A 25,934-nucleotide genomic window follows, 5' to 3' on the forward strand; every position below is an offset into this window, starting at 1 on the left:
GACGAGCTGGGACCCGTGATCCCCCGAACTTTCCCGCCCGCACCCGCCTGGTCACCCGACGGGCACCGGATCAAAGCGGAGCTCGACTACAGCCGCGGACCGGAGAAGACCTGGGTCTACGGCGGCCTGCGGCCGGCCGACGGCCAGGCCCTCACCATGACCGCGTCCTCCCGGAACAGCGTCTTCTACCAGCAGTTCCTGCAACAGGTCGAGGACGCCAACCCGACCGGCCAGATCTGGATCGTCACCGACAACCTGTCCAGCCACAACAGTCTGTCCACCCGGACCTGGCTCGAGGGCCACCCCCGCATCCACCACGCTTTCATCCCCGTCGGAGCCTGCTGGCTCAACCTCCAAGAAGGCTGGTGGCGCATCTTCCGCAAGGCCGCCCTCGCCGGCCGATCCTTCGCCAACCCCAACGACATCGCGTACGCCACCACCCTCGCGACCAGCCAACTCAACTCCCGCGCAAAGCCATGGATCTGGGCAGGCCGGCACCCCCAACCCGACGACTGCGACGCCGATATGTGTACAGAGTTTGAGGAATCCAGCACTAGTGCTGGATTCCTCAAAGGAAGTACACATAGCGGCGGCGTAAACGCCTGGTGGGCGGTGCGGGTCTGCCCCAGATCCAGGGTCGGGCGCGGGCGTTGAGCTGGGCTGTGGCCACTTCGGTGGCGTGGGTGATGTGGTCGCGGTCGCCGAAGGAGCGTCCGGCCAGGGCGGTCTTGCGGAAGATGCGCCACCAGCCTTCTTGGAGGTTGAGCCAGCAGGCGCCGACTGGGATGAACACATGCTGGATGCGGGGATGTTCCTCGAGCCAGGTTCGGGTGGACACGCTGTTGTGGGAGGACAGATTGTCGGTGATCACGTAGATGTCCCCGACGGGGTTGGCGTCCTCGACCAGCTGAAGGAACTGCTGGTAGAAGGCACTGTTACGGGAGGTGGCCGTCAGCGTGAGCTCCTGGCCGTCCCGGACGCGTAAGGCGCCGTAGACCCAGGTCTTCTCCGGTCCGCGGGAGTAGTCGAGCTCGTTTTTGATGCGGTGTCCGTCCGGTGACCAGCCCGGTGCCGGCGGGAAGGTGCGTGGGATCACCGGGCCGAGTTCGTCGGCGCAGACCACCGTCGCGCCGTCGGGCGGGCTGGTGTACAGCTCGACGATCCGCGTCCTTTTCCCTCGAAGTCCACATCTCCCGAGCGCGTCCACGAGCGCGTGCGCCGCCAGCGCACCCCCTCGGCCAGCAGGATCCGGCGTACCTGGGAGCGGCTGACCTCGATGCCCAGGTCCCGGGCCGCGGCAGCCAGTGTGTCCAAAGTCCACTCCGAGGGCCCCAACTCGTCCGCGGCCCACATCTCGTTCGACGGCTGCACCTCCAGCCGACCCGGCGGCGTCAGCCTGACCAGGCCGACGATCCTCGAGCGCTCGGCCTCGGTGATCCTTCGCCTGCGGCCCTGCCCGCCCAGATCCTCCAGTCCCTCCAGCCCCAAGCGGTTGAAGCGGTGCAGCCAGCGGCGCACCGTCTTCTGACCGCACCGCAGCTCGTCGGCTATCTGCGGGACCAGCCAGCCGCCCCAGCTCAGCTCCACCATCCGGCAGCGCTCCACCACAACCTTGGGCGCCTTTCTGGCCGACGCCAGGCGGTGGACCACCGCTTGCTCACCCTCGTCACGGCCCGGCCGTGCCCTCAGCACCACTACCCAGCACCCGCCCCCGAACACCCGCAACTGCCCCGCTACCCGCAGCTATACCCACCGAAAGAGGAATCCAGCACTAGTAGGACTCCGTTAGGTCTTCCGGTTTGGGCTGTTTCTGGGCATGTTGGATGGGTGGACGCACATGAAGTGAACCGTGTCCGGGCGATGTTGGCGTTGTACGTTGCGGATGTGTTCGCCTCGGTGCCGCGCAAGGACCAGCGGGCCAAGCGCGACTGCTACCTGCGGGGACTGATGCTGGACGGCCGCCGCAAGTCCATCCAGGCCATGGCCTCGCGGCTACCGGACGGCGACGAACAGAACCTTCAGCAGTTCGTGAACCAGTCCACCAGGGATCCGGTGCCGGTGCAGCGGCGGATCTGCGAACGGATGCTGCCGCTCATCGCCCCGACGGCCTGGGTGATCGACGATGTGTCGGTACCCAAGGACGGAAGAATGTCGGTCGCGGTGGTCCCGCAGTACTGCGGGATCCTGGGAAAACGCGCCAACTGCCAGGTCGCGGTCAGCGTCCACGCCGCCACCGACACTGCCTCCTGTCCGCTGCAATGGCGGCTGTTCCTGCCGAAGGAGTGGGCGTCGGACACCGGCCGCAGGACCGTCACCCGCGTCCCGCCCGAGGTCACGCACCGGGAGAAGTGGCGGCTGGCCCTGGACATGCTCGACACCCTGGCCGGCTGGGGCATGAGGCCACCGGTCGTCGTGGCCGACGCCGCCTACGGCACCAACGCACACCTGCGGGCCGGCCTGGCAGAGCGCGGAATCGACTACGTGCTGGCCGTCCGCGCGGACGTGACCGCCCATCCCTTCGAGGAACAGCCCGTCGCTCCGGCCCGCAACGGGCCCGTCGGGTGCTGGCCACAGCCTCGCTACCGCCATCCCCCACCGTCAGTGACAGCCCTGGCCGCCGGTCTCGCGCAGGACGCGTTCACCACCGTCGCCTGGCGGAACGGCTCGCGAGGAGAGTTACGGTCCCGCTTCGCCGCCGTGCGCATCCGCCCTGCGGGCAAGGCCGTCGAGCGTCCGATCCGAACCGCTGCTTCGGCCGAGCAGGGCAGGGGGGACGGGGTCCTGCCGGACTGCTGGCTGCTGGTCGAGTGGCCCGAGGGGGCCGAGGCTCCCACCAACTACTGGCTGTCCAACCTGCCGGCTGACATGGCGATCGCCGACCTGGTCCGTCTGGCGAAGGTCCGCTGGCGCATCAAGCACGACTACCGCGAACTCAAGCACGGCCTGGGCCTGGACACTTCGAAGGCCGGTCCTGGCCCGGCTGGCACCACCACGTCACCCTCGTGACCGCCGCCCACGCCTTCCTCACCGAACAACGCCTGGCCCCAAAAGCACCCGGTCCGGCCTCACCCTCTACCAGATCCTCGATGCAATCCAGGACACCTTGAGGTGCTAGACCGGCATCTGCACCACCTGCCAACAGCCACTGCCCAGCAGGACACACAGAACACCGAGATCAAGAACGACCTAACGGAGTCCTACTAGGGCGGTCAGCGGGTCGTCCGCAGTGGTGACCAGACGACCGAACTCTTTCTCTCCGTCGTCCAGGTCGAGCGGTGGGAACTCGACAAGGTCCATGAAGCCCGGGTGGCCGACATCCTGGGCGGTGTGGAGGAAGACCTCGTAACGTCCGGAAGCTGGTCTGACCTCGACCCAGCGGACACCAGGCCGTTCTGGCGAGCCGGTGGGGCCCAGAAACTGCTCGACGGACCGACCTCGCCTCAGTGCTCCAACGGCGAAGGCGTCTAACAAATAGCGCATCTGTGCACCGTAGAGGATGGTCTCGTGCTGTCTGAAGCCGACCAGGGCAAAGGGCCAGGCACGGGTGAAATCCGGCTCCTGAGGATCCGAATCCTCACCCGGCTTCGAGTCGGCTCGCCCTTCGACCAGCCGTCAGAGCCGGCCGCTGATCTGCCGAGAGAGCCCCTCGAAGAACTCCTGAAGACTGGCCGCGGCAAGGTCGAACTGATCGAACCACGAGGCGGTGGTCGACCTCCAGACCCGCCCGGAGCCCGCCAGTGCGAACAGGTGCCCGCCCCCGTCGCTGGCGAATACCAGGGCGGACTCCTCCCCGTCGATCTGGATGGCCCCGTACTCGCGGAAGTGGTCCGCGACCAGCAAGGCCGGGTGGACGAAGTAGCCGTTCTCCACATCGGGCAAGGAGACCTCGGCGATCACCCAGTACATCGTGGTCAGGTCCGAGGGAATCGGCGTCAGCTCCACGAGCACGTCGGTGGCCTGATGGCTCGCCTCCGAAGCGTGCACGACCACGTTGCTTCCCGGCTCGAAGCCAAACCGTGCCTGGAACGACTCCATCAGCTTCGCGAGCGCCGCACCCGCCTGCTCACACCAGCCGCGAAGCCACTCGGCATCAAGCCGTTCGTCAGCCACGGTCACCCCCCTTTTTCCTCCACCGAGGGCCCGCCCACGCGAGTCCGGAAGAACCTACAGGAGCGTTCACGCCGATCCGGTCAGAGCCTTGAAATCGGCCACCTCCTGCTCGGGGGTGCCCCCAAACCTGCTCGATGGATCTCACCACGGGGAAAGGCCATCGGACGGGCGCGAGGCGCACTTCTGAAGTGGGTGTATTTCGTTTGCCGCGCAGCGTAACCGCCACATGGGGTCACCGCGTCCCAGGAGGTGAGGCCGTGACCACGTACGGCACGATCTTGATTCCCGTGCCGCTCGAACAGGCGGCCCCCGTCCTGCGCGAGGTCTGCACGGCCGGCTACGCGACCCCGCCGGGCCGACATTCTGCCTCGCCCATCCGGACCGGTTCGTCGACGGCAATGGTGTCTTCGCGCTCGCCGGGCCCATCACCGCCGAGTTGGGCGTCCCGGTGCTGGCGGCCTTCCAGTACGACGGTGACCGACTGGAGTTGGAGGTCTGGCGGGACGGAGTTCTCGCCCAGCGCTACGACTCCTGGCCGGACCGCGACGATGAGAGCGCCAACGACGCACCCTCGGGCGCGGATCCCGCTGCGTTCCTGGGCTTCGCCACCGGGCCCGTTGACAGCCACCGCTTGGCCTCGCGCTCGCGGACACCCCGATCGACGCGGAGGACATGGACGTCGACGGCGAGCCGGGGTACGTCCTGGGCCCAGGCCCTGCACTGGGACGTGCTGCGTGCGCTCAGTCACCCGGACCAGGTGATCCGCCGCGCGCAGTGGGACTACTGCCACATGTGCGGCGCGCCGCAGGCACTCGCGGAGGCGCTGGGCAGCACCGAACTCGTTGTTCTGGGCACGGCCGATCGCACGTTCTGAAGCCCGACCCGCGCTCTGGAAGAGTTCTCACGAGGCAGCACGGCACATGGCGTCTGCCGGAGGTTTCGTCTCGCGCACTCCACGAGCGGGCGGCCTCGGTCGACAACACGCCCGGCGCTGCTGGAATCCCCCACTTCGTTGAACACCGGATCGAGTGGCGCGACGAGCGTACCTGGCCGTTCTCAAGGCTCTGTCCGCAGTTCCGTGAATGATCTCGCGGGTGCAGCGGCAGTCACGTGTGTACCGGATGGGCGGGTCATGCAGGCGTCAGTGGATCTTCGCGTCCGAGCATCTCGGCGAGGGGAGTCCCGGTTCGTGCTGCCGCGATTCGACGTGCTCGCAACTGTGCCCGTGTACGAGGGCGGAACTTGGGTTCCCTGCCGCAGCCGCAGGGTTCGCGGCCCTCGTAACGCAGTCCCGCGTCCAGCACCGCAGCCACGACGGTCCACGCCTTCGTGTCTCGGCGCCGTGGTGCCGCAAAGTCATGGCCAGCACAGAGCATGGACTCGGCGCATCGGTTGCATCGGTGTGCGCCAGGCCCGGGGTGCTGCTTGAACGCGACGCGGCAGGGCACGCACACGTCATGCAGTTTGTAGGGCCGCTCGGCGTAGTAACACACGAGACGAACGTACCCGGCAGCCTGTCGGCTGACGAGGCGGTTTTCATGCCGCATTTCATGCCTGGGTGAGGATGCGGGCTCGCAGGAGTTCGAACGAGGCTCGGCCATACATCGCCCTCTTGAGTGTTTTCACCCGGTTCACATACCCCTCGACGACGCCGGAACTCCAGGCGAGGGTAAGGCCGGCGGTGACGGCGTCAAGGGTCCTGGCGAAGGAAGCCTGGCAAAGCCTTGCATGGGCTTGGAGACGCCCTGTTCGGCCTGGCGAATCCACTCCAGGCCGCCAGTTGTCCTCTCCGCGCAGGCGGGGGTGAGCCTCAACCCCGGCTCACTTCAGCCTGCGCGGGGAGGACGACCAGGTCAGCAGCTCGCTCTCCGCGTTCCACGGCTCACCCCCGCCTCCGAGGGGAGGACAGGCTGAGCCGTTCGAGCTGACGAACTTACGCCCCCGGCGTCGCCGCAGGCGGTCACCAAGCTCACCCAAGACGATCACAAGCGCAGAAGTGGCTGCACACCCTACGAGGCCTAGTGACTGATCCGTAACCTTGCTGAGCAGCCAAAAGCCGACTGTGACGACCGCCCACCACGCCATCCACCAGCCGATCGCGGACCAACGGACTCTCTTCGCAGCGTCACGATACGTCGACGTCGCTCTCCCGGGATCAGAAACAGGAGCGACTCACCCCCGCCTGCTGGGAGGACCCCAACGACCGAGAGACGCCGCTCGGTATGCAAAGCGCGCTGGTCTGCGGGCTCAGACCGAGGAATAGTCAGGTGTCGGCTTGAACTGGAGCGCATCCTTCCGGCCCTGTCCTCCCCGCGCAGGCGGGGGTGAGCCGGATGCGGGGCGACGACTCCAGTCCGTGGTGGGGTCCTCCCCGTGTACGCCGGGGGTGAGCCGCCCCCGGCGTAGGCGGGCATGGGGTGCACACCGGGGAGTCACGCGGACTCTTCCTCTGGCAGCGCACGGCTGCTGATCGCCTCGGTGATGGCGTACGCGGTCTCCACGAAGGACTCCGCCTGCTGCTCCGACAGATTCCGGGTGGAGGTCTCCTCCAGGGCCTGCCACAGGGCCGCGATGGGCTCGCGCATGGCACGGCCCTTGTCGGTGAGGTGGACCACCATGACGCGCCGGTCATGTGCGGCAGGCTCGCGGATGACCAGGCCGACATCCTGCATGCGGCGTAGCGCCTTGGAGATGGTGGAGTGGTCCACGCCGAGGCATTCGAGCAGCTCGGACTGGGACTGGCCGTCCCGGTCAAGGAGGTACATCAACAGCAGTTCCTGTCCGGGATGCAGGTCCATCTCACGCAACAGGGTGGCGGCGTAGGCGCGGTGGGCGCGGGCGAGTTGGAAGATCGCGTAGCTCATCGGTCCTGCGCCGGCCGTCGTGGGGATGCGGGGTTCAGGGGTGGACATGGTTCGGTTCCTCAGCCGGTGTGGGTGGGGTAGTCGGTGTAGCCGGCCACTCCGCCGCCGTAGAAGGTCGCCGGGTCGGGGGTGTTCAGCGGCGCGCCGGCGCGGAGCCGCTCGACCAGGTCGGGGTTGGCGAGCGCAAGGGCGCCGACGGAGACGAGGTCGGCCGTGCCGTTGTCGATGTCCTTGGCGCGGGCGGGCAGGTCGGTGCCGCCCCGGTTGAGGATCACCGTGGTCGGCCACAGCGCGCGCAGGGTGCCCAGCAGCTCCTCGTCGCCGGTGTGCATCACGTGGAGGTAGGCCAGGTCCAGGGGGCGCAGAGCGTGTAGGAGCGCCGGATACAGCTCGGCGGTGTCGGACTCGGCGATGTCGTTGTAGGGGTTTGCGGGGGAGATACGCATACCGGTGCGCTCGGCGCCGATCTCGTCGGCCACCGCGGCGGCGACCTCGACGGCGAAGCGGATCCGGCCCTCGATCGAGCCGCCGTAGCCATCGGTGCGCTGATTGGTGTTGTCGGACAGGAACTGGTGCACCAGGTAGCCGTTGGCGCCGTGGATCTCCACGCCGTCGGCGCCTGCCGCGACAGCAGCCGCTGCGGCGCGGCGGAAGTCCTCGACGGTCGCCGCCACCTCCTGCGTCGACAGAGCACGGGGCGTCGGCATCTCCTGGGGCCCGGACGCGGTGAACATCACGCCCGCCGGCCGGATCGCCGAAGGGGCGACCGGCCGGCGCCCGTGGGGGGTGTTGTCGGGGTGGGCGATGCGTCCGGTGTGCATCAGCTGGATGACGATCCGGCCGTCGGCCGCGTGCACGGCGTCGATGACCTTGCGCCACCCGGCGATCTGCTCGTCATTGTGGATGCCGGGGGTCAGGAGGTAGCCCTGGCCGTCGGCGGAGGGCTGGGTTCCCTCGGTGATGACGAGCGCGTGCGAGGCCCGCTGGGCGTAGTACTCGGCGTTCAGCTCGGTCGGTACGCCTTCAGGTGTGGACCGGTCACGGGTCATGGGGGCCATGACCAGGCGGTGCGGCAGAGATATGCCGCCAAGAGTGGTCGGCGTCCACAGGGAATCCAGCATGAGGGGGTCCTTCGATAGGGCGGTGACCGGCCGGTCACCGAAAAGGCAGCGGGTGATCGTAGGGAGACGGTGGGCGGGCGTGCTCAGTCGATGGTCAGGACGAGCTTGCCCCGCACGTGCCCGGCGTCGCTGACCTGCTGGGCGGTGGCCGCCTGGTCGAGCGGGTAGGTGGTGACGGTGGTGACGAGCTTGCCGACCGCGGCGTCCTGAGCCAGGGCGGCCAAGCGGGCGGTCGAGCGTTCCTGGGACCCCTGGGAGAAGGTGATGCCCAGTTGACGTGCACCGAAGTCGGCGATGGTGACGATGCGGTCGGTGCCGCCCCGCAGGGTGATGGAGTCCTCCAGGGCTCCCTTCCCGGCCAGGTCGAACACCGCGTCCACGCCGTCGGGGGCCAGCGCCTGCACCCGCTCGACCAGGCCCTTGCCGTACACGGTCGCGGTGGCGCCGAGCGAGGTGAGGTAGTCCTGGTTGGCGGGGCCCGCGGTGGCAACCACGCGTGCTCCGCGGGCCGTGGCGAGCTGGACCGCCAGGGTGCCCACCGCTCCGGACGCGCCGTGCATCAGCACGGTCTCCCCGGCGGCCACCCCCAGCAGGTCCAGGACCCGCTCGGCCGTCTCGCCGGCCACCGGCAGCGCGACCGCGTGCTGCCACTCGAGGCCGGCGGGCTTTGGGGCCACGGTGGTGGCCAGCGTGTACTGGGCGTACGAGCCGGTGTCCGACCAACCCAGCACCTCATCACCGACCTGCACGTCGCTCACGCCCTCACCCAGGGCGTCCACCACGCCGGTGAGCTCGCCACCGGGGACGGCGGGGAAGGTCGTCGGACGGACGGCTTCCATCATCCCGGCGCGGATCTTGCCGTCCAGCGCGTTCAGCCCGGCGGCCTTCACACGGACCCGGACCTGGCCGGGGCCGGGCTGCGGGACCTCGATGTCCGCCTCGTGCAGCACGTCCGGGCCGCCGAACTGGTCGAAAACGATTGCTTTCATGATGACTCCATTCCCTTCGGCCACCAAAAGCGTGGCTGGCCACATAATCAAGGTAACAGCAATCATGTGGCTAGCCAAGTAATGCCGGACGTAGGGGCGAAGGCAGCCACCTCGGCTCGCTTAGAGGTGTGACGACGCCGTCTACGTGTGGATCGGCGTCCCCGTCGGCCCTCCCCGCGCAGGCGGGGGTGAGCCGCTCGGCGGGGTGTCCTTCGATACTGAAGTCAGTCGACGTCGTCGCTCTGATCTGTGGCGACCGACTTCACTGTCAAGGCGTCTGCCTTGTGGTCACCCGCCACAGGGAGGCGAGGAGTCCTCGGCTTCGCCAGGCACGAGGGGCCAGCCCGTCGCAACATCAATCCCACCGTTGTGGCAGATGTACTCGGCCCCGGGAAACTCGTGCAGCCACGCGGCCAGGGTCTGGTGCGGTCGGGCAGGATGTTCAATCCGCTCACTTGCCGGCGTCGATGCCGAGGAGCTTCGCCACCCCGGCGACCTGCCGGCCGGAGGGGCAGCTGCCCGGCGATCGTCATCCAGGGATCACGTCTAGGCTTTCCGGGCCAGTCCGGCGGCGATGAGGTGTTCCCAGACCGTGAGCTCTCGTCTTTCGCCGCTGTTCCACGGGGTGTCGCTCTCGTCGGGACGCCACAGGGACGCGGGGACGATCCCGGGGTCGAGGATCTCCAGGCCGTCCAGCAGGGAGGCGATCTCCGCGTCGGTGCGCCACCGGCCGCGGCCGAACGTCTGCTGGAGGACCTTCTCGGCCTCCGCGGTCTCCGGGTTGTTGCCGGAGCGGAAGTGGCTGATGAAGAAGTAACTTCCGGAGGGGACGTGGTCTCGCCAGTAGCGGACGATGCCGGCCGGGTCCTCGTCATCGTTGACGTGGTGGAGGATGGCGCTGAGGATGACGGCGACGGGACGAGTGAAGTCGATGATTTCCAGGGTGTCGGGGTGAGTGTGGATGCCTTTGGGGTTGCGCACATCGACCGCGACGACGCGGGTCCGGTCGTTGTTCTCCAGCAGTGCACGGCCGTGGACCAGCACTTGGGGGTCGATGTCGACGTAGACGACCCGGGACTCGGGGGCGTGCCGTTGCGCGACCTGGTGGACGTTGTCCGCGGTCGGCAGGCCACTGCCCAGGTCGATGAACTGCCGAATGCCGGTGGTCTTCGCGATCTCCCTGACCGCCCGGGTCAGGGCCGCGCGGTTGGCGAAAGCGATGGCCACCGAACCGGGCAGGTCGCGCTTGAACACGTCGCCGATCTCACGGTCCACGGCGTAGTTGTCCTTGCCGCCGAGCAGGTAGTCGTAGACGCGGGCGATGCTGGGCTTGGCCGGGTCGATGGAGGAGCCTTCGTACGTCATGGCGGCCATTCTTCCCCGCAACGTCGCCTGCGGACCCTCGTTTTGGGATCCTCCGGCCGGTCGGGGACGGCGCGAGGGCATGGATGCCTGGGCTCGCTGTCAAACGCCCGTACCCTTCAAGCAGGCTCGATCGGGCATGAGTAGCAGCCCCGGGACACCGGTGCCCTCGGGCGTGAACGCCAGGCATTTGTCCTCCCCGCGCAGGCGGGGTGAGCCGTTGCCGCACCCGCGGCCCAAGCCGGGCAACCAACGAAATGCGGTGCTCGGGGTGACGGAATGCGCGGGGCGCAAGGTCAGTCGGTTGGGCGGCTGCCTCGGGGCTTTACGTCGGACCGCGGGACGGCGACGGGTCCCCGGGAGCGTGACCGCGTTCTAAGATCCACCGCATGTCTTGGATACGTCGCCGAGCGCGTGACGCCGAACCGCCGCCCGAACGCCTGCCGGACCTGGAGTTCCTCGCTCTGGTGAAGGCCGGTCTGGAGAGGTACGCGCCGGGTGTGACGGAACGGACCGAGCTGAAAGGCAACTCCTTGAGCAGCCCGCACGGGTGGGCGATCGGCGTGATGCCGCCCGTGCACGGCGGTCCCCACCACTACGACCTGGTCGCGCTGCCGGACACGAGCCTCCAGCCCGACGTGCCGTGCTTCATGGACTGCGTTGTGGCGATCGCCGGGGACGCCCCCAAGGCGGCCGACACATGGGTGCAAACCGCCGGTGCGTGCATGTTGGAACTCCTGGACCGGCGCCAGTGCTTCGCCGACCATGCCGGTCCCGATGACGAACGCGGCGTTCCCGGGTGGCACTGCATCGCCTCCGGGGCCGTCGGCCTCGGCGTCGACGCCGAGGAGAGCCGCCGCCTGCAAAATTCCCTGGTCGACGCGAACGTGCTCCACCACATCGCGGACACGTTCACGGCAGACCTGGAATCGCCGTTCTTCAACGGCATCAAGGTCTTCTACGGTGGGCAACCCGGCAAGATGCGGGCGGAGATCCGCGTCAACGGGGAGCGTCACGAAGCGGCCTCCGCGGCCTTGGCGGCCATGAACCTGCCCGAACCCAACGCGTTCACGATGGTCCGCGCCTACGCCCTGTTGCTCCCCATGCCGGAAGACGGAACCGAGCCGCCGTATCCGCCAGCCCGTCTCGACCTCACCCACACCCGCGCCTACGGCTCCGGCAACCAGCCGGCGTGAGCGCGACGCTTACAGTGACGCGTCGGCAGGAACCGGTCATGAGCACCCAATCGACGACACCGGCGTACCGCGGTTCACCGGGAAACTCCACACTCCTTCGTGGGTGTCGGCGACGGCTGAAAAGTTCGAGCGACGCCGAGAGGAACAGCCCAAACCGGAAGACCTAACGGAGTCCTACTAGAGATGCGAGGAAGAACCCCAACTCACACGATCAGCGCAGCGTCACGCCCCACTCCCGGAAGCCTGGGAGAACGACGTAGAGGAGCACGGCCCGGCGCGGGTCGCGGGCCGTGCGCTCGCGGACGACCTGCACGTAGCTCTGGCTGCCGAATCCCCGGCCGGACGAGCACAGAGATCCCCGTGCGCTCCAGCCAGCCGGTCAACTGGGCCCGTGGCGTGTCCTTCTCGCAGGCCACGTACAGGGCTGACGACTGGCCGGCGGTCCGGTCCAGGGCGAACCAGTCGGGCGCGTCCCGGAGGAACGCCCCCGACGTCCTGCCAGGCTGGCGGAACGTGGACCTCGCGCAACGGGTCGATGAGGTCGGGGAACCGCTCTTCCCGGCGGGCCTGGGCAAGGCGTGCCGACAGACGTCGGTACGTCGGCGCGGTGTGCGGGATCAGGCCCTCCGAGACGAGCCTGTAGTACGCCTGGCGCAGGGTGCAGCCGCCGACCTCGTCGTAGCTGGTGACGATGTCGGCGGCGCGGTCCACGATGCGCGGCCCCTGGAGTCTGGGCACACCGGGTTGCGGGCGACGCGGTCGAATCCACGGTGTCCCCTCCCCCTACGTCGCCCGGGAGGCACCGTCGCCCGGACGTGCCACCCGCGCAATCTCTGAGGGCGCCGGATACGTACATGTAGACGACATATGGGGCGAACCAGCTTAGGGGATCACTTACCATGCGTCTCTCAACAGCCACGATCATCCCCCTCTTGGCAGCCGGGGTCGCCTTCACGGGGGCGGTGCCCGCTGTGGCAGATCCGCAGCCCAGCCCGACTCCACCCACCACCAGCACCATGCCGCAGCCCGGCCCGACTCCACCCACCACCAGCACCATGCCGCAGCCCGGAACGGCTTCGGGATCCGACAACGGGGGGCGGGTCGGCCACGGGCAAGACAACGGGTTCGGGTTCGGCAACGTCCGGCCAGGCCCCGGGTTTGGTGACCGGAACCACATCCACCACTTCCGGCTGCACCACCGGTTCTGCTTCTTCGTGCACCGCCACGTAGTGATCCGGATTATCCGGTTTGATGACCGTCGTGTGGTGATCGTCAAGACGATCGTCCCCGGCCACCTTGTGTGCCTCAGCCCGTTCAGGGACTTCTGAGGAAAACTTCAGTGTGGGAAACAGGACCTGAAAGAAGTGCTGTTCCGGTGACCGCGAACGCGAGACGGTCACCGGGTCGGCGTGGGGTGGCCAGCGCCCGAAAGGCGAAGTGCGCTGGCCACGAAGCAGGAAGTCGATGCTCTCGCGCTGGGGCCTCTCGTGCTCGTCGAAGGTCTGATCCGGTGTGGCGGCGTTCTCGACGGCTGTCGTGATGATGACCTCGAAGCCAGCCATGACGACCGGATCCCGGTGTCGATGCTGAACGCGCCCGACTGGAACAGTTGGATGTCGGCGCGCAGGTGGGCGACGCGCGGCCTCGGCGTCGCGCGCGAGGAGCACCGGCGGCGCCCGATCCCCTCGCCCGCCGCCCGGGACCTGTCCCACCCACCCACTTTCCTTGTTCTTCCTGCTGTGGGGCGGGTCCGGGGGCGTAGAGGGGATGTCGGCCTCCCGACCACGGCCGCACCAGCGTGGTGACCTGCGGGTTCACGGGCGGGTGCGGGAGTGGGTGCGGACGGTTGTCGGCCGGGTCGTCGGAGGGGGGTTACGGCCTGGTCCACGGAGGCGTTGTCGCCTCGTGACCGTGGTCGGGCCCTCGTGGTCGGGGTTCTGGCGGGGGCCGGCTGCTGACCTGACCGGTACACGCGGCGCCGGGGCAGGACGGCGCCGCACCGGACGGGAAGCGGGCGGACCGTGATGATCGGCGTGGACGCGGGCAGCGGGGACCGAATGGCACTGGCCGTGCTGACGCAGTACCGGATGGCCACCACTGAGCAGATGCACCGGGTGATCGCCCCCGCGGTACGCATCGAGCAGACGAGGCGCAGGCTGGCCGGACTGCGTACCGAGGGGCTGGTCGACCGCATCACCCTGCCGCAGGCCGGACGAACCCGGGTGTGGTTCCCCACCCGATACGGCGCGCAACTCGCCTCCGAATGGCCCGAGATGCGCGGGCACCGGCCCCCCGGGACCGTGTCCGACCCGACCGCCGTGCGGCTGAAGGTCGGCCCCACGCTGACCGTGACCGAGACCGCGCTCGCCTTCCTCGAGGACGCCCGACGCCACGGCGACCTGTGCCGGCCGCTGGACTGGCTGACCGAGGTTCACCACCCGATCGGGAGCGGCGAGGCCGTCATCCCCGACGCCCTCCTGTACTACAAGCGCCGCCCCGCCGACGATGACAACGGGGCGATGCTGCGGGCCTTCGAGAAGTCGACCGGGCCACCATGGGCCCCGAACGCCTCGCCGCCAAACTGCCCGCGTACGGGCGCCTCCACCGCTACGTGCCCACGGTCCGGGGGCGCCGCCGGCCGTCCATCGGCCAGAAGCCGGAACCGGAGGACTGGCGGCGGCACTACCCACTGTTCCCGCGGCTGCTGTTCGTCCTGGACGGCACCGGACCCGCCGACATCGAGAACCGGGTGACCGCCCCGTGTTCGGCCGCCAGGCAGTTGGCGCCGTCCCGCTTCCTACAGGACGTGCCCATCGTCGCGGCGCCGCTGGCCGACCTGCTCCACCACAGCCCCTCCGCAACCGTACGGCGCCCCGTCCACGACCCCGACCAGCGAGTCCCCTAAACCGGCTCCGGGCATCGGCAGACATGAAATGCGGCCGCCACAGAGAGGCGTCGGCCGTGCGCTGACCAGCCATGGTCGGGGCTGGGCGCGGCACGGTCGGGGTCATGGTCGGGGTCGCCTGCCGAATGCCGAGGGTCCTGTTGTCAGTGGTGCCGGGGACACTGGTCGCAAGCCTCAGCGTCGCACTTTGAGGTGTCGGCTTTCCCTGGACCAAAGGATTGGCGCATGCTCGCCGAAGCACTCATGGCCGTGGCCGGAGCGGGCGGTGCCGCCGTCGTCCAAGCCACCGGAACAGACACCTTCGCCAGGAGGCGTCGTGGCAGACCCGTTTCGAGTCGCTCCTGGAGGACCTGGCGGATTCAGAGCAGCAGCAGGCCGCAGCCGAACGTCGCGCGCTGGTGGCTGAGCAGCGCTGGGGGAAGCCGAGCCGCCGGAGAGACGGAGCGGGCGCGCAGGGAAGCGGTCTACTTTTGCCCGAAAATCGAACATGCGATCTAATCGGTGGTATGGATGCCAACGTCTTCCCCAGTGAACTCGTGGAGGCTCAGACCGCCTGGTACGCCACATACCAGGAGCTCGCCGACACCTCGCCCGCTCACGGCACCGCCGCTCACCGGCGACGCCTGCAGGAACTGTCCCGGCGCATCGCCGGACACCCGTACTGGCAGACGGCAGCCGGAACGCCGGCGGCCCGGATGGCGCTGAAGGAGCTCGCCCGTGCAAAGGCTCAGTCGTGATGCGGGGCAGGCTGGCAGCCTGCCGCCGCGCCGCAGAACGCACTGCTGCGCGCCCGCGAGTGGAGCGCCGCGTACGGGAGGAACCAGGAGCGCCAACCACCCCGGCCGGCCTCGGCCTTGCCGATCCCCGGCGGGGTGGAAGGGGCCGTAACCACCTGCTGGACGGCGCGTTGCCCAAGTGAGCCTGGCGACGTGCCCACCGTACGGCGCCAGGCTTCCCGCTATCCTCCGGCCAAGGGCCGCCCCTACGATGATCACCGTGACCACCCGCCGCACTCTTGGCGCCGGCCCACGGATCCCGCGCAGAACATCCGCGCCGCCCAGGCCGACCTTCTCGACGCACTGCCCGGCGTCCGTCTGCCAGACCTCGGCGAATTGCGAGCCCGAGGAGTCCTCGGCGCCCACCCCACAGCACTGCCGAGCCCGCGACGAGCCCTCAGCGCCGGCCGCACAAACGACGCCATGCCGGAATGCCCCGACCCGGGGTAGACGACGGCAGACCGCCTCTCCCCGCCGTGTTCGAGCTGCGCCATCTCATGAGGTGTGTGGCGTCGCTGGTGACGCCACCGGCGCGTACTCCGTTGTGGCTAGGGCCTGCCTGACGGGTCGCGTCACCGACCCCGCGCCCGACGGCAATGTCACCCGAATGGCGCAACATGGCGTGCCACCCAAATGGGTGAAGGTCAGGCTGACTAGTGCCCCAATTGAGGCAATCCGTGAAAGGGGAACCAAATGCGCATTCGACGAATCCTCGCCGCCGTCATCGCCACGGCAGCTCTCGCCGGACTCGGCCTCACAGGCGCCGCCACCGCCACCGCCGCCAGCCTCACCCCGGGTGAGTGCGAACAGGGCGGCGGAACAGTCAATTGGGCGAACAACACCTGCAGGGGCGGTATGTACGACGGGCAGATGGTCGACTAAACCCCACTAGGCGCCCCGCAGCCACGCGCTGCAGGGCGCTCCCGCGCGAGCGTAGCCGGGAGAGTCGCAGGGACCGTGCCGACCCGTCGGGCACGCTGGGTCCGAGTCGGCCCGGAAGCACGTGGCGGGTGGGAACTCCTCATCTCGGCTGCCAGCTCGCGGCTCGTCCTGATGAGCGTAGGACGGACTGGCGCTCGCCTTCGAGGGCGCGCTCGCCCATGACGAGCGTCTGTTCCAAGTCCCCCTCCCGCGCGCCCCTGAGCGTTACGTCTCCATTACTCTCTGACACGCTTCAACGGTGCCGGGTCACTTGCTGCGCGAGCGCCGTCCGAAGACCGCTTTGGCGCAGGGTCGGGTACTGCTGGCGCAGGTCGGTGCGGCAGGCGGGCAGTGCCGGCCGTCCTCCGGCGGGGCGAACTCAGGGTCGTAGCCGAGCGGGCCGGTGATCAACTCCGGCACGCCGACATCGCGTGCGTGCTCGATCCGCTCGTCCAGGAAACCGTCGACCCCAACGCGCTCAGGGCAGGCGTGAGCTGGTCACCCGCTCTTCTGAACACGGCTGTTGATCATGGATTCGGGCACGGCTCAGGGCAGATCCGGTGGTACGCGACTCCGTCGCGGACGTAGCGGCGCCATTCCTGTTCGGTCAGTGACCGGCCCGCGACGGTGCAGGCATGGTCGGTGAGGGTGGCGAGGTCGTTGAAGGCGTCGGTGTCCCACAGCCGTACGGTCCCGTCGTCGCTGCTGGTGGTGAGGGTGTTCCCGTCCGGGGTGAAGGCCACCGACTGTGCAGAGTCGGTGTGACCCGCGAGTGTTGCCGTGAGGCGGCGGCGGTGCACGTCCCACAGTTGTACGGACGAGAACTGGCCACGCCGGCACCAGCCTCGTGAAGGACTTCTCATGACGACCTCGAACTTCGCCACGATGAAGTCGGGCGTCAGCTTCAGGAACACGAGGCCGTCGTCCTTGTACTTGTCGCCCTTGTCCCTTGTGGTTGTGGAGCGCGCTGTTCGCGACGGAGGACTCGATGTAGGACTCCGGGTGAGGTCGGTAGTGCCGAGGGTGGATGCGACGATCGAGCCGCCAGCAGAACCTCAGCCGGGGGCCGCCTGCGATGCCGTCATTCTCGGCCCGCCGTTCTTGATGCGGTTCGTGAGTTCGGTGGCCAGATGGGGCGGCGCTCGGCCATCAGCGCAAATCTTGCGGTCGGCGTGCATGACGGTCGTATGGAAGGTGTGGAAGAACTCCTCCTGCGACGACTCCCTGTCCGCCAGGAACTGGATGTCGTGGACCCGCAGGATGTCCATCTCGCGGTACCGCTTGCGGAAGGTGTCGCTCTTGCCGTCGCGCATGGAGTTGATGAACTCGTTGGTGAACTCCTCGGAGCTCACAGCGCACGTGCGTATCCGGGCCAGGGAACGGCACAAGACGCAGCCTGCTGCGCCGACGTTGTGGCAGTACCTGCGCGAGCAGGCCAACACCGGACCAATGAGATCGTTTCATCCTGCTGCAGTTACAGGTCACGGGGCTGGTGTGGCCGGTCATGGGCGTGCTCATGCTGGTCGGTGGCGTGATCGATAGCAGGTGATCGTCTGGTCATGGAGTGATTCGCCGGATCTGGGCCCGCGGGACGTCCGTGCCGTCTACGGCCCACGGAATCAAGGGAGTTCACGGGGCGGGAGAGGACGGAGGGTGGCCGCGGTGCTGACGTGGCGGCGGCCGCAGCAGCGGGCCGTTGCAAGGTACGAGGCACACAAGCGCCACCGTCGGCGGCCGAACACGTCGGAGAGGCGCTGGAGCGGATCGCAGCCCAGGTGGCGCCGCAGCGCACTTGAAACGCGCTGCACACACGTGTCCTGCCTCACAATCGAGGCCGCTGGGCAACCCTTCGGGAGCTGAAATCTTCTCCTTGGGATGAAGATCCTGAAGAGGCGGCCTCGCCTACTCATACTCCTGACCCTGGCCGTGGTGGCGGCCGTGACGGTGACCGTCGTCATGGTCATCCAGGCGAACAAGATGGAGACGCTCTCCCCGCGCGAGGAACGTGACCGGGCTGCGTCTGGAGCAGTCGTACCGTCGGGGCAGGTGGACTGCCGGAAGGTCAAGTGCATCGCGCTCACCTTCGACGGCAACCCGGGCGAACCCACCGACCGACTGATGGACCTCCTGAAGGAGTACAAGGCGCCGTCGACGTTCTTCCTTGAGGGCCGGCGCATCCACAAGTTCCCGGATGTGGTGCGGCGGATCGCCAAGGACGGCCACGAGATCGGGGACCACACCTGGACGCACGCGGTGCTGACCGATGTCTCTGATGCGCAGATCCGCGACGAGCTGCGCCGCACGGCACGGGCCATCTCCAGCATCACCGGCAGCGAGCCGACGCTGATGCGCCCGCCCCAGGGCCGCACCGACGACCGCGTCTCCAAGGTCTCGAAAGAACTGGGGATGGCGCAGGTGCTGTGGACGGTGACCGCGAAGGACTACGAGACGGACGACACCGCGCTGATCACCAAGCGCGTGCTCGCGGGCGCCGGCCGCGACGGGATCATCCTGCTCCACCCCCTGCACAAAGGCACCGTGCCGGCCATGCCTTCCATCCTGAAAGCGCTCAGCAAGCAGGGCTACACCTTCGTGACCGTCTCCCAGCTGCTCGCTCCGGCCAAGGCCGAGCCCGGCAAGATCTACAAGTGACTGACGACGCGCGAAGCGTACGCCTTCTTGGGCCCCTCGCCCCCACGGGAGCGGCGGCCACCGGTTCCGCCGAACTCCGGTGACTCGTTCGGCATCCCCTTCGCAGGAGGGCGGCAGCCCGGACGTCTTCGCCCACTACCGCAACATCGCCGGTCAGGGCTACCGCGAACTGCAGGAGGGCCAGCGCGTGGAGTTCGACATCACCCAAGGCCAGAAGGGCCCCCAGGCGGAGAACATCCGCGTCATCTGACCCCGGCGCCCGAACAGGCCCGGCACCGGAAGGAGGGTGCCGGGCATTCATGTCTGGCCGCGCTCATCCATGACGCCGAGCGCGGCACCTCCACCCCGATGCTGCCGGCCGCTCCCGCCATGTCTCCGTCCGCTTCCCGGAGCGGTACGCGCGCCTCGGCGTCGACGCGCTCCGTGCCTTCCGGGATGGGCGGCTCCCGCGCTGGCTGGGATACCAGGACTCGAACCTGAACTAACGGAACCAGAAACCGTCGGGCTGCCAATTACCCCATATCCCATTTGCCCCGAAGACCGCGGGGCTCGGCCAACCGTGCGTGCCCTACCGCGTATCGCTGTACGGCCTTGCCTACTCTACGCGTGCTCTGCGTGATGCTCCGTGATGTGTGCCCGGCGTGTCGGACGGGAGGATTGTTGTAGTACCGGTAGGCCCTCGGGCTGGTGAGTTGTGGCTGTCGCGCGCAGCTCCGTGACGCACGGGTGGGCGGTTGCCGGATCCGATCGGGGGGGTTCTTTGCTTCTGAGCGACTCGCCCGATTGCGGCCGGGGTGACGTCACCATAGCTTCAGCGCGTCGGAATCATTCCGAAAAAGACAACATATTCCCCTATGTCGGCTTCCCCGTTGCGTCGAATGGAGTCTTCATGTCGGTGATGACCGGTACCCCGCCCTGCAGCAGTTTGGCCAGCAGATCGGCAGCCCGCAGATGGGTGGCCCGCAGCAGCAGCTCGCACAGGTGGTCCAGCAGGCGATCCAGCAGGCCTGTCAGCAGGCGAGTCAGCAGATTGCGCAGCGCATGCAGCAGACGCTGCAGCAGATCCAGCAGGTCCATCAGCAGCTGCAGCAGCAGGGCCTGGCCCACCAGGCGCACCCGTACCTGGCTGTCGCACTGCACACGACGCTGACCCAGGGCGTGCGCAGCGCGGTGGAGCAGTCCGTGCAACAGGCGCTGCCGACCGCGATCCTGACTCTGGTCCAGCAGAGCCAGGCGGGTCAGCATGGCCTGCAGGGTCAGCAGCCGTGGGGCGGTGGCTTTGGCCAGCAGTCGTTCGGCCAGCCGTACCCGCAGCAGCACCAGCAGCCCGGCGTCGGCTTCGGTCAGGTGGGTCAGCCCTTCGGCATCGGCTGACTCAAGGCGCGCTGTGCGGTGCGCCCCGGAGTGATTCCCGGGCGCACCGCACAGCCATGGAAGCACGAGCTGCCCGTTATCCGGATCAGAAACCCAAAACCGGCGCAAGCGTGGCGAAGGCGAACGTGATGGTCTAGGACGGGCCCGGATACAAGCCCCGAAACAACCGCAGAGCGAAGCCGGAGGCGCAGGGCCCGGTGCGCCGGGCCCCGAGAAGTAGGGCGCACCGCGCCTTTCGGGCGTATCCCCTCCAAGGGCTACGTGAGCTCGTTAACCCGTCGCTGTGGAGGGCTTCCTGTCCGCTTCGATGTGCTTGATCTTGATCCAGTCGCGGGTACGGCGGCCGGGCAGATAGGGACTGGCGAGGCGTTTGGCGACCACGCCGTCGAATCCCTCGGCGAGGCTGTGCTGGAGGGCCTGGGCGGCTAGTGCGGGCCAGGCCGCCGGCACGCTGATGCCGGGACCGGTGAGCCCGAGGTCGTCGAGGAGGTCGCGGCGGGCGGTGTAGGGCAGCTGCACGACCGGCTCGCCGAGGTAGAGGATGTCGTAGAGCATGAGCTGGACGGGCAGCTCCTCAAGGGCGTGGGTGATCGCCTCCGGCTGGTGCAGACTCATCCGCTGCTGCAGCCGCTCCACCGACGGCCGCCCGACGTCATCCAGCGCGACGATCTCCCCGTCGAGCACCGCTTCCGGTCCCGGCAGCAGGGAAGCGAGGACATCCAGCTCAGGGTACTGGGCGGTGACGTCCACCCCGGTCTGGGACAGCAGGCGCAGGCCTCCGTCGCCGGGCAGGTGGGTAATGACCCGCGCCCCGTTCCACAGTGTCTCGTAGGCGTACTCCGCCTCGGTCCTGGGCCCGGGCGGCGGGCCGATCACCGCCAGCATCGGCGCCAGCAACGGCAGCACACCCTCGGCGCCAGGGGGCGGATCCACGCTCATACTCCCCAGCCTGCGCCCCGTTGCCCGCCCGGGCCACCCAGCGCCCTTCTCCCGGTGCCGCCGACCGCTTGCGACCCGGGGCGGCCGCCGCCCCGTGGCTGATCGTCAACGCACCGCCCGGGCGGCTCCGCCGCTTGGCGGTATGCCCTGGAATGTGTTCTTGGTCGGTTGATGGTTTGCTGCTCGGTGGCGGCGGGCCGGGCCCTTACGGTCGCCGTTTCGCTTGTGCTTCCCCAAGAGACTTCTCAAGGAGGAGTTGCACATGCCGCAGCCGCAGATCCTTTTTTCGGCCAGGGTGGCCAGTTCCAGGGCCCGGGGGCCTTCGGGCAGCTGTCGCTGCTGGGCATGTGACCCCCGACCGAGCAGCGCCTGCTCCTCCTTCTTCTCCCGTGGACTTTCTTCTCCCGTGGACGAGAGGGCGTTGGCTGGTCCGGTGCTGCCGTGCCGGGACTGCGAAGCGATGGCGCGGCGGCAGTCGGCCGGGGAGCGCGAGCACGCCCGCTCCCCGGCCAGCGGGCTGTTTGATGATCCGGGGCGTGCGACGACTTCTTTCTGTGAGACGGCGGTTGGGTGATGAGTGAGCAGCAAGACGGCAACAACGTGAAGCCGGGCAATGGCGGCAGGGGCGCGAAGGGTGCGCGTGCGCAGGCCGCCGCGGGCGAGGCCGGGCAGCAACAGCCGGTCGCGGGCGCGGCGGCCGGTGAGGGCGAGCAGCGGCAGGAGCCGGTGCAGCAGGCACAGCCGCAACCGGGCGGGCGGGGTGTGAAGGCGGGGTGGGGCCGGTACCTGGTCGCTCCGCGGTCGCTGGGGCTACTTCCGGGCGGAGTGCCGCCGATCGAGGCCTCGGCGCTGTTCGGACCGGTACAGGTGATCGACCCCATGCTGGCCGTCGCCCTGGAGGAGCCCCAGCTGTTCAGCGCCGTGCCGTTCGTACCGCCTGGGGCGCCGTGCCGTCCATGGCGCAGATCCCGACTCGTACCAGACGCACCGGCCGACTGGGCATGAGCGGTCGTCGTCGGGTCGCCCTGACAGCGGCGGACCGCTCTGGGTGGGATTCTTAACAGTTCGGCAGGCAGGGGCGGTTCCTCCGCGGGTTCGCAAACCCCGTTGCCCCCGTGTCGGGGGCAGTCGCTAGAGTCCGATATCCGTGTGAACGGGGAGGGCGACGCCCCTATGAACCTCTGGATGTCGTGATCCGGCAGATGGCCTCATACCAAAACCAGTTGGAGGGCCTCGCCGCGGCTCTCGCTCCTAACGAACTTCTGGGGCTCGGCCAACAGGAAGCCGCAGGGCGGTTTCAAAGTCTTTTCGATCAACGATCCGTGCTGGTCACGGCAACGTGGTGATGGGGTGGCGGGCCGTCACGCACACAACGAAGCTCCGGTTGATGCCGGTGACCTACCAAGTCGCCTGTACCGACCGGAGCTTCGATGTGTCGTCAGTCTGCCACTGTGTGTCTGGTCAAGTCGCCCTCGCGTCGGCATCGCGCGGTCGGCGAACTGCCGTCGAGGCTGGCGACCTTGCCTGATCCACGTGACCGGCGCGGCAGGCGTCACCCGTTCGTGAGCGTGCTGCTGGCGGCCTGCTCCGCGGTCATGTGCGGGGCCCGGTCCTTCGCGGCGATCGGACAGGGGGCGCGAAACGCTCCGCAGGACACCCTGGCCCGGCTCGGCGCCCGGACCGTGTCCGCCTTCACCGTTCGCACCGCCCCGAGCACCGCGACGATCAGATGTACGCGTGGGCTTCTACTCCCCCGGGCCTCCGGTCAGGAGTACACGGTCTTTCCCAGCGAATACGCCACGTCGCCGCCCTTCACGACGTACGCGCGCAGGATCAGCGGGGTGTCTTCGGGGATGTCACCCGATACGTAGTCGGTGTACGGAGAGGCGTGCCCGGCGGTCGTGGCGATCCGGTAGTCGCCGGCCAGATGGGCCGCGATCCCGTAACCGTCGGCCAGGCCGTCCCACGCACCCACGGTGTCTCCCGTTCCGGGACCGTAGACACCGTGGGGGTCCGCGTACCAATCCGCCGACCCTGCGAGCACTCCGTTGTTGTAGACGTTGATCGTGTAGTCGCCGTTGGAGAAAGACTGGTAACTGAAGGTGAAAGTGGGAGCGGCGGAAGCCGGTCCGGCGTTCGTCAGCGTCATGCCGGCTGCGAGAGCGAGTGTTCCGGCGAGTGCGCCGAGTCTTGCTTTTGTGCGAGCCATTTCGAGTGTCCCCCTCCGAGATGCCCTGTGTGAAAGGCACAGTCTGCGGACTTGTTCTGACCTTGTCAACGACGTTCATAGCTGCCATACAGGCTGCTCAGAGGCTCGTACTGCGGGCGGGAGTTGGGGCTGGGGTTGGGGGCAGGGTGGTTTCAAAGTGTCTGACTGTTCATGCGTCCGTGCTGGTCAGCGGAGTCCGAGGAGAGCCAGAGGGCGAGTGAACGGCTCGTAGGACATCTCGCGGAGTCCGGCGGCGATGTTGTGGTGCCCGGCGGCGCGGAGGCGGTTGATCGCGAAGCTGCGGAGGGTGGCCATGTTCTCCGGGCCGTGCTGGGTGCGCACCTTGGATGCGTCCTCGAGGAAGCCGGTGTCACGGACGAAGTGGAGTCTGTTTTCGATCACCCACTGCGAGCGAATGATCTTCGCCAGTCGCCGCGGGGAGGCTTCCTGGCTGGTCAGGTCGGTGATGACATAGACCGTCTCGCGGCTGCGCCTGCCGGTCTTCAGACAGGTGCGATGGCGTACGACCCGGGCGGCCTGGGCGGCGTGCGGGAAGTCGAGGCCGTCGACGGTCAGGACCTGGACCACGCGGGTCTCCTTGCGGCCATGCCCCTCGCTACGGTTGTAGAACTTCGCGGTCACCTCCGTCCAGGGCAGCGTGTGCAGCCGCTCGTAGAGGCCGGCCTGGTTCTTCTTCACGCACAGCGCGTAGTGCGCCTTCTTGTCCTCGACCAGGAAGCGGGCGTGGCCACGCTGTGCGTGCCGGGCATCGGCCGTCACGGTCACCCCGGTCAGGTCGAACGGGGCCAACAGGCCGGCGAAGCAGGTGATTTCATTCGTCTTGTCCGGTACCCGCAACTGCGTGACGGTCAGCCCGTCACCGGTCATGGCGGCGAGCAGATGCGCGCCGGGGGTGTCGTCGTGGCGCGAGCCCCGGGCGCTCTTGCCGTCCACCGCCAGGGCAGCCGGCCGCGTGCACGGTGCAGGCGGGAGCGAGCCGTGCCGGCGGGGATCCCGACCACAGCGGCGGCCTCCGTCGGCGTCAGTCCCTCCCCGGACACCAGCAGCAACAGTTCCCGCTCCTCAGCGGGCAGATCGGCCAGTGCCCGGCGCAGTTCAGGTGCCAGGGCGGCGGCGTCCAGCCGCTGGTCCACCGCCTGCCACGGGTCGACCTCAACAGGGTCGGCTGTGACCATCACCCGCCCAGCCCGCCGGAAGTGCCCGGCCAGGACGTTGCGGGCCACCCCGAACAGCCATCCCCGAGCCGATCCGCGAGAGGCGTCGAAGGTGCCGCGCGCTGCGAAGGCCTGCAGCCACGCCTCGGCCAGCAGGTCGTCGGCAGCACCCGGCGCGCGACGGGCGAAGTAGCCGTGCAGAGCGGGCGAGAACTGCTCCACCAACGGTGTGAACGCGGCCGGGTCGCCCACAGCGCACGTCAGCAGGGCGTCCCTGTCATCGCTGCCCTCGTGTTTGTGATCCGATTCCACGGATCCTCCGTCTCCGACCGCCCGACGGCGGTCTCAACCCGTACTTGTCGCGTGGCACGCGGAGCGTTCGCGCCGACCGCCCAGGCATCCCCCGGCAAAGTGTTCGCGGCTTTCCGCGTGCACCGGGGACCGGCATATTCCCCGAACGGTATTCATGGAGGTAGTCATGGATGCATACTTGGAGTATGGCTGACACCACAGTGAAGATCGACACCGAGACGCGGGACCGGTTCGCCGCGATCGCCGCCGCCCGCGGCACGAGCGTGCGCGCTCTCCTCGCCGAGCTGGCCATCGAGCAGGAGAACCAGCTCAACCTGGGCGTGGCCACCGCCGAGTTCCGCAAAGCCATCGCACAGCCCGGCATCGCCGAGGCGTTCGATCGTGACTTCGGGGGTCTCCCCCAGGCGGCTCACACCAGCAGCCGGGCGGCCTGACCTTGCCCATCGAACTGCATATCGATATCCGGTGGCTCCTTGACCGGCAGGAGGAACTGCTCGGCAAGGAACTCGCCGTACGGGACTACTCGGCACTGGTGGCCGCCGTCGCACGGCACCGGGTGAACACCCCGCAGATCGAGGTCGGATCGCCGGACGCGTACTGGCGGGCGGCCGCACTGCTGGAGCAGATCGTGCTGCTGCGGCCCCTGCCGGCCCGCAACGAGTACTTCGGGTATGGCGTCGCCATCGCCTACATCCGGGCGTCCGGCGAGAGCATCGACACCGCATACGAACCCTGGCGCGACCTCGTCACCGACATCCGTGGACTGCGCCTGACCGTCTACGACATCGCCGACCGGCTGCGCTCCATGCACCCGACCGAATGAGCTTGTCAGCCACGACGGGTTCGTCAGCTCTCGTGCGCAGGTCCAGGAGCCGCAACGGCTTCGGCCTGCCTCCGGGGCGCTGCCGTCCCTCCCGCCTCCCGTGACCGTTTCTCCGCGTCCCTCTTTCACTACACACATTCGTCACCATATGTAATCGTTCTGCTACGTTGCGTGACGGCAGTGGTTCGGGCGAGATGGAAGTGGCA

The 25,934-nt window shown here is 68.4% G+C and carries 29 protein-coding genes, 1 tRNA gene and 1 pseudogene; 13 read left to right on the forward strand and 18 right to left on the reverse strand.

Annotated features, from left to right (window positions below; translation table 11 throughout):
- The first annotated feature begins 15 nt into the window (after positions 1–15).
- On the forward strand, positions 16–654 hold the full coding sequence (locus AAFF41_RS00255) for a transposase (RefSeq protein ID WP_343323179.1): 639 nt from the start codon (positions 16–18) through the stop codon (positions 652–654).
- Here the strand turns inward: AAFF41_RS00255 and AAFF41_RS00260 are convergent.
- Both AAFF41_RS00260 and AAFF41_RS00265 read right to left on the reverse strand, forming a co-directional pair.
- Positions 569–1,123 carry a transposase gene (locus tag AAFF41_RS00260; RefSeq protein ID WP_343323180.1) on the reverse strand — a complete coding sequence of 185 codons (555 nt, stop codon included), beginning with the start codon at positions 1,121–1,123 and terminating at the stop codon, positions 569–571. The two genes, AAFF41_RS00255 and AAFF41_RS00260, sit on opposite strands and share 86 nt — an antisense overlap.
- Positions 1,093–1,719 carry a helix-turn-helix domain-containing protein gene (locus tag AAFF41_RS00265; protein WP_343323181.1) on the reverse strand — a complete coding sequence of 209 codons (627 nt, stop codon included), beginning with the start codon at positions 1,717–1,719 and terminating at the stop codon, positions 1,093–1,095. The genes AAFF41_RS00260 and AAFF41_RS00265 overlap by 31 nt, the downstream gene beginning before the upstream one ends.
- A 108-nt stretch (positions 1,720–1,827) precedes the next feature.
- On the opposite strand from AAFF41_RS00265, the pseudogene AAFF41_RS00270 reads away from it, so the two are divergent.
- Positions 1,828–3,107, forward strand: a pseudogene (locus tag AAFF41_RS00270) (IS701 family transposase).
- Between the two features lie 79 nt (positions 3,108–3,186).
- Here the strand turns inward: AAFF41_RS00270 and AAFF41_RS00275 are convergent.
- Together AAFF41_RS00275 and AAFF41_RS00280 are read right to left on the reverse strand one after the other, a co-directional pair.
- Positions 3,187–3,480 (reverse strand): hypothetical protein, encoded by a 294-nt coding sequence (locus AAFF41_RS00275; RefSeq protein WP_343323182.1) that lies wholly within the window; start codon positions 3,478–3,480, stop codon positions 3,187–3,189.
- Between the two features lie 132 nt (positions 3,481–3,612).
- A complete protein-coding gene (locus AAFF41_RS00280; protein ID WP_319752550.1) occupies positions 3,613–4,110 on the reverse strand; it encodes a hypothetical protein in 498 nt (165 codons plus the stop codon).
- A 436-nt stretch (positions 4,111–4,546) separates the two neighbouring features.
- Between AAFF41_RS00280 and AAFF41_RS00285 the strand changes: the two genes are divergently transcribed.
- Entirely contained in the window at positions 4,547–4,984 is a 438-nt protein-coding gene (locus AAFF41_RS00285; RefSeq protein ID WP_343323183.1) for a hypothetical protein, read from the forward strand.
- A 674-nt stretch (positions 4,985–5,658) separates the two neighbouring features.
- On the opposite strand, the gene AAFF41_RS00290 is transcribed toward AAFF41_RS00285, so the two are convergent.
- From AAFF41_RS00290 to AAFF41_RS00310, 5 genes are all read right to left on the reverse strand, one after another.
- Entirely contained in the window at positions 5,659–5,877 is a 219-nt protein-coding gene (locus tag AAFF41_RS00290; RefSeq protein ID WP_343323184.1) for a transposase, read from the reverse strand.
- A gap of 665 nt (positions 5,878–6,542) precedes the next feature.
- Entirely contained in the window at positions 6,543–7,022 is a 480-nt protein-coding gene (locus AAFF41_RS00295) for a MarR family winged helix-turn-helix transcriptional regulator (protein WP_343323185.1), read from the reverse strand.
- 11 nt (positions 7,023–7,033) lie between these two features.
- The gene (locus AAFF41_RS00300) at positions 7,034–8,095 is read right to left on the reverse strand and encodes an alkene reductase (RefSeq protein WP_319752553.1); all 1,062 of its coding nucleotides are present in this window, start codon (positions 8,093–8,095) and stop codon (positions 7,034–7,036) included.
- A gap of 83 nt (positions 8,096–8,178) precedes the next feature.
- A complete protein-coding gene (locus AAFF41_RS00305; protein ID WP_343323186.1) occupies positions 8,179–9,084 on the reverse strand; it encodes an NADP-dependent oxidoreductase in 906 nt (301 codons plus the stop codon).
- A gap of 546 nt (positions 9,085–9,630) precedes the next feature.
- Positions 9,631–10,458, reverse strand: coding sequence for an SAM-dependent methyltransferase (locus AAFF41_RS00310; protein WP_343323187.1), 828 nt, complete (start codon positions 10,456–10,458; stop codon positions 9,631–9,633).
- Between the two features lie 377 nt (positions 10,459–10,835).
- Between AAFF41_RS00310 and AAFF41_RS00315 the strand changes: the two genes are divergently transcribed.
- Complete coding sequence (locus tag AAFF41_RS00315) at positions 10,836–11,642, forward strand: DUF6348 family protein (RefSeq protein WP_343323188.1); 807 nt, start codon at positions 10,836–10,838, stop codon at positions 11,640–11,642.
- Positions 11,643–12,550: 908 nt separating this feature from the next.
- Here AAFF41_RS00315 and AAFF41_RS00320 read toward each other — a convergent pair.
- Positions 12,551–13,204 carry a hypothetical protein gene (locus AAFF41_RS00320; RefSeq protein ID WP_343323189.1) on the reverse strand — a complete coding sequence of 218 codons (654 nt, stop codon included), beginning with the start codon at positions 13,202–13,204 and terminating at the stop codon, positions 12,551–12,553.
- Between the two features lie 462 nt (positions 13,205–13,666).
- On the opposite strand from AAFF41_RS00320, the gene AAFF41_RS00325 reads away from it, so the two are divergent.
- From AAFF41_RS00325 to AAFF41_RS00335, 3 genes are all read left to right on the forward strand, one after another.
- A complete protein-coding gene (locus tag AAFF41_RS00325) occupies positions 13,667–14,395 on the forward strand; it encodes a replication-relaxation family protein (RefSeq protein WP_343326224.1) in 729 nt (242 codons plus the stop codon).
- 658 nt (positions 14,396–15,053) lie between these two features.
- Positions 15,054–15,284, forward strand: a complete 231-nt coding sequence (locus tag AAFF41_RS00330; protein ID WP_319752557.1) for a hypothetical protein — start codon at positions 15,054–15,056, stop codon at positions 15,282–15,284.
- 732 nt (positions 15,285–16,016) lie between these two features.
- A complete protein-coding gene (locus AAFF41_RS00335; RefSeq protein ID WP_266588930.1) occupies positions 16,017–16,205 on the forward strand; it encodes a hypothetical protein in 189 nt (62 codons plus the stop codon).
- 566 nt (positions 16,206–16,771) lie between these two features.
- Here AAFF41_RS00335 and AAFF41_RS00340 read toward each other — a convergent pair.
- Positions 16,772–17,158, reverse strand: coding sequence for a WD40 repeat domain-containing protein (locus tag AAFF41_RS00340; protein WP_319752559.1), 387 nt, complete (start codon positions 17,156–17,158; stop codon positions 16,772–16,774).
- A 141-nt stretch (positions 17,159–17,299) separates the two neighbouring features.
- Positions 17,300–17,686, reverse strand: a complete 387-nt coding sequence (locus AAFF41_RS00345) for a DnaA ATPase domain-containing protein (RefSeq protein ID WP_319752560.1) — start codon at positions 17,684–17,686, stop codon at positions 17,300–17,302.
- Positions 17,687–18,119: 433 nt separating this feature from the next.
- Here AAFF41_RS00345 and AAFF41_RS00350 point away from each other — a divergent pair, with 433 nt between their 5' ends.
- Both AAFF41_RS00350 and AAFF41_RS00355 read left to right on the forward strand, forming a co-directional pair.
- On the forward strand, positions 18,120–18,896 hold the full coding sequence (locus AAFF41_RS00350; protein WP_319752561.1) for a polysaccharide deacetylase family protein: 777 nt from the start codon (positions 18,120–18,122) through the stop codon (positions 18,894–18,896).
- Positions 18,897–18,975: 79 nt separating this feature from the next.
- Positions 18,976–19,146: a cold shock domain-containing protein gene (locus AAFF41_RS00355; protein WP_319752562.1), complete on the forward strand. Its 171-nt coding sequence runs from the start codon at positions 18,976–18,978 to the stop codon at positions 19,144–19,146.
- 202 nt (positions 19,147–19,348) lie between these two features.
- Here the strand turns inward: AAFF41_RS00355 and AAFF41_RS00360 are convergent.
- The 3 genes from AAFF41_RS00360 to AAFF41_RS00370 all read right to left on the reverse strand — a co-directional run bounded on the left by AAFF41_RS00360 (position 19,349) and on the right by AAFF41_RS00370 (position 21,203).
- Positions 19,349–19,423, reverse strand: a tRNA-Gln gene (locus AAFF41_RS00360).
- A 325-nt stretch (positions 19,424–19,748) separates the two neighbouring features.
- Positions 19,749–20,336 carry a hypothetical protein gene (locus AAFF41_RS00365; RefSeq protein WP_343323190.1) on the reverse strand — a complete coding sequence of 196 codons (588 nt, stop codon included), beginning with the start codon at positions 20,334–20,336 and terminating at the stop codon, positions 19,749–19,751.
- 204 nt (positions 20,337–20,540) lie between these two features.
- Positions 20,541–21,203: an ATP-dependent DNA ligase gene (locus AAFF41_RS00370; RefSeq protein ID WP_319752564.1), complete on the reverse strand. Its 663-nt coding sequence runs from the start codon at positions 21,201–21,203 to the stop codon at positions 20,541–20,543.
- Between the two features lie 579 nt (positions 21,204–21,782).
- On the opposite strand from AAFF41_RS00370, the gene AAFF41_RS00375 reads away from it, so the two are divergent.
- Both AAFF41_RS00375 and AAFF41_RS00380 read left to right on the forward strand, forming a co-directional pair.
- A complete protein-coding gene (locus AAFF41_RS00375; protein ID WP_343323191.1) occupies positions 21,783–22,214 on the forward strand; it encodes a hypothetical protein in 432 nt (143 codons plus the stop codon).
- A gap of 425 nt (positions 22,215–22,639) precedes the next feature.
- Positions 22,640–23,080 carry a transposase family protein gene (locus AAFF41_RS00380; RefSeq protein WP_319752565.1) on the forward strand — a complete coding sequence of 147 codons (441 nt, stop codon included), beginning with the start codon at positions 22,640–22,642 and terminating at the stop codon, positions 23,078–23,080.
- On the opposite strand, the gene AAFF41_RS00385 is transcribed toward AAFF41_RS00380, so the two are convergent.
- From AAFF41_RS00385 to AAFF41_RS00395, 3 genes are all read right to left on the reverse strand, one after another.
- A complete protein-coding gene (locus AAFF41_RS00385) occupies positions 22,975–23,358 on the reverse strand; it encodes a hypothetical protein (protein WP_183127833.1) in 384 nt (127 codons plus the stop codon). The two genes, AAFF41_RS00380 and AAFF41_RS00385, sit on opposite strands and share 106 nt — an antisense overlap.
- A 246-nt stretch (positions 23,359–23,604) precedes the next feature.
- On the reverse strand, positions 23,605–24,372 hold the full coding sequence (locus AAFF41_RS00390) for an ISAs1 family transposase (RefSeq protein WP_343323192.1): 768 nt from the start codon (positions 24,370–24,372) through the stop codon (positions 23,605–23,607).
- Positions 24,303–24,905: an RNA polymerase sigma factor gene (locus AAFF41_RS00395; RefSeq protein WP_343323193.1), complete on the reverse strand. Its 603-nt coding sequence runs from the start codon at positions 24,903–24,905 to the stop codon at positions 24,303–24,305. The genes AAFF41_RS00390 and AAFF41_RS00395 overlap by 70 nt, the downstream gene beginning before the upstream one ends.
- 185 nt (positions 24,906–25,090) lie before the next feature.
- Here AAFF41_RS00395 and AAFF41_RS00400 point away from each other — a divergent pair, with 185 nt between their 5' ends.
- Together AAFF41_RS00400 and AAFF41_RS00405 are read left to right on the forward strand one after the other, a co-directional pair.
- Positions 25,091–25,339 (forward strand): antitoxin MazE7, encoded by a 249-nt coding sequence (locus AAFF41_RS00400; RefSeq protein ID WP_319752569.1) that lies wholly within the window; start codon positions 25,091–25,093, stop codon positions 25,337–25,339.
- A gap of 8 nt (positions 25,340–25,347) precedes the next feature.
- On the forward strand, positions 25,348–25,728 hold the full coding sequence (locus tag AAFF41_RS00405; protein ID WP_319752605.1) for a toxin Doc: 381 nt from the start codon (positions 25,348–25,350) through the stop codon (positions 25,726–25,728).
- Positions 25,729–25,934: the final 206 nt, after the last annotated feature.

The sequence above is a fragment of the Streptomyces mirabilis genome (assembly GCF_039503195.1).
In the GTDB taxonomy this organism is placed as follows: domain Bacteria; phylum Actinomycetota; class Actinomycetes; order Streptomycetales; family Streptomycetaceae; genus Streptomyces; species Streptomyces mirabilis_D.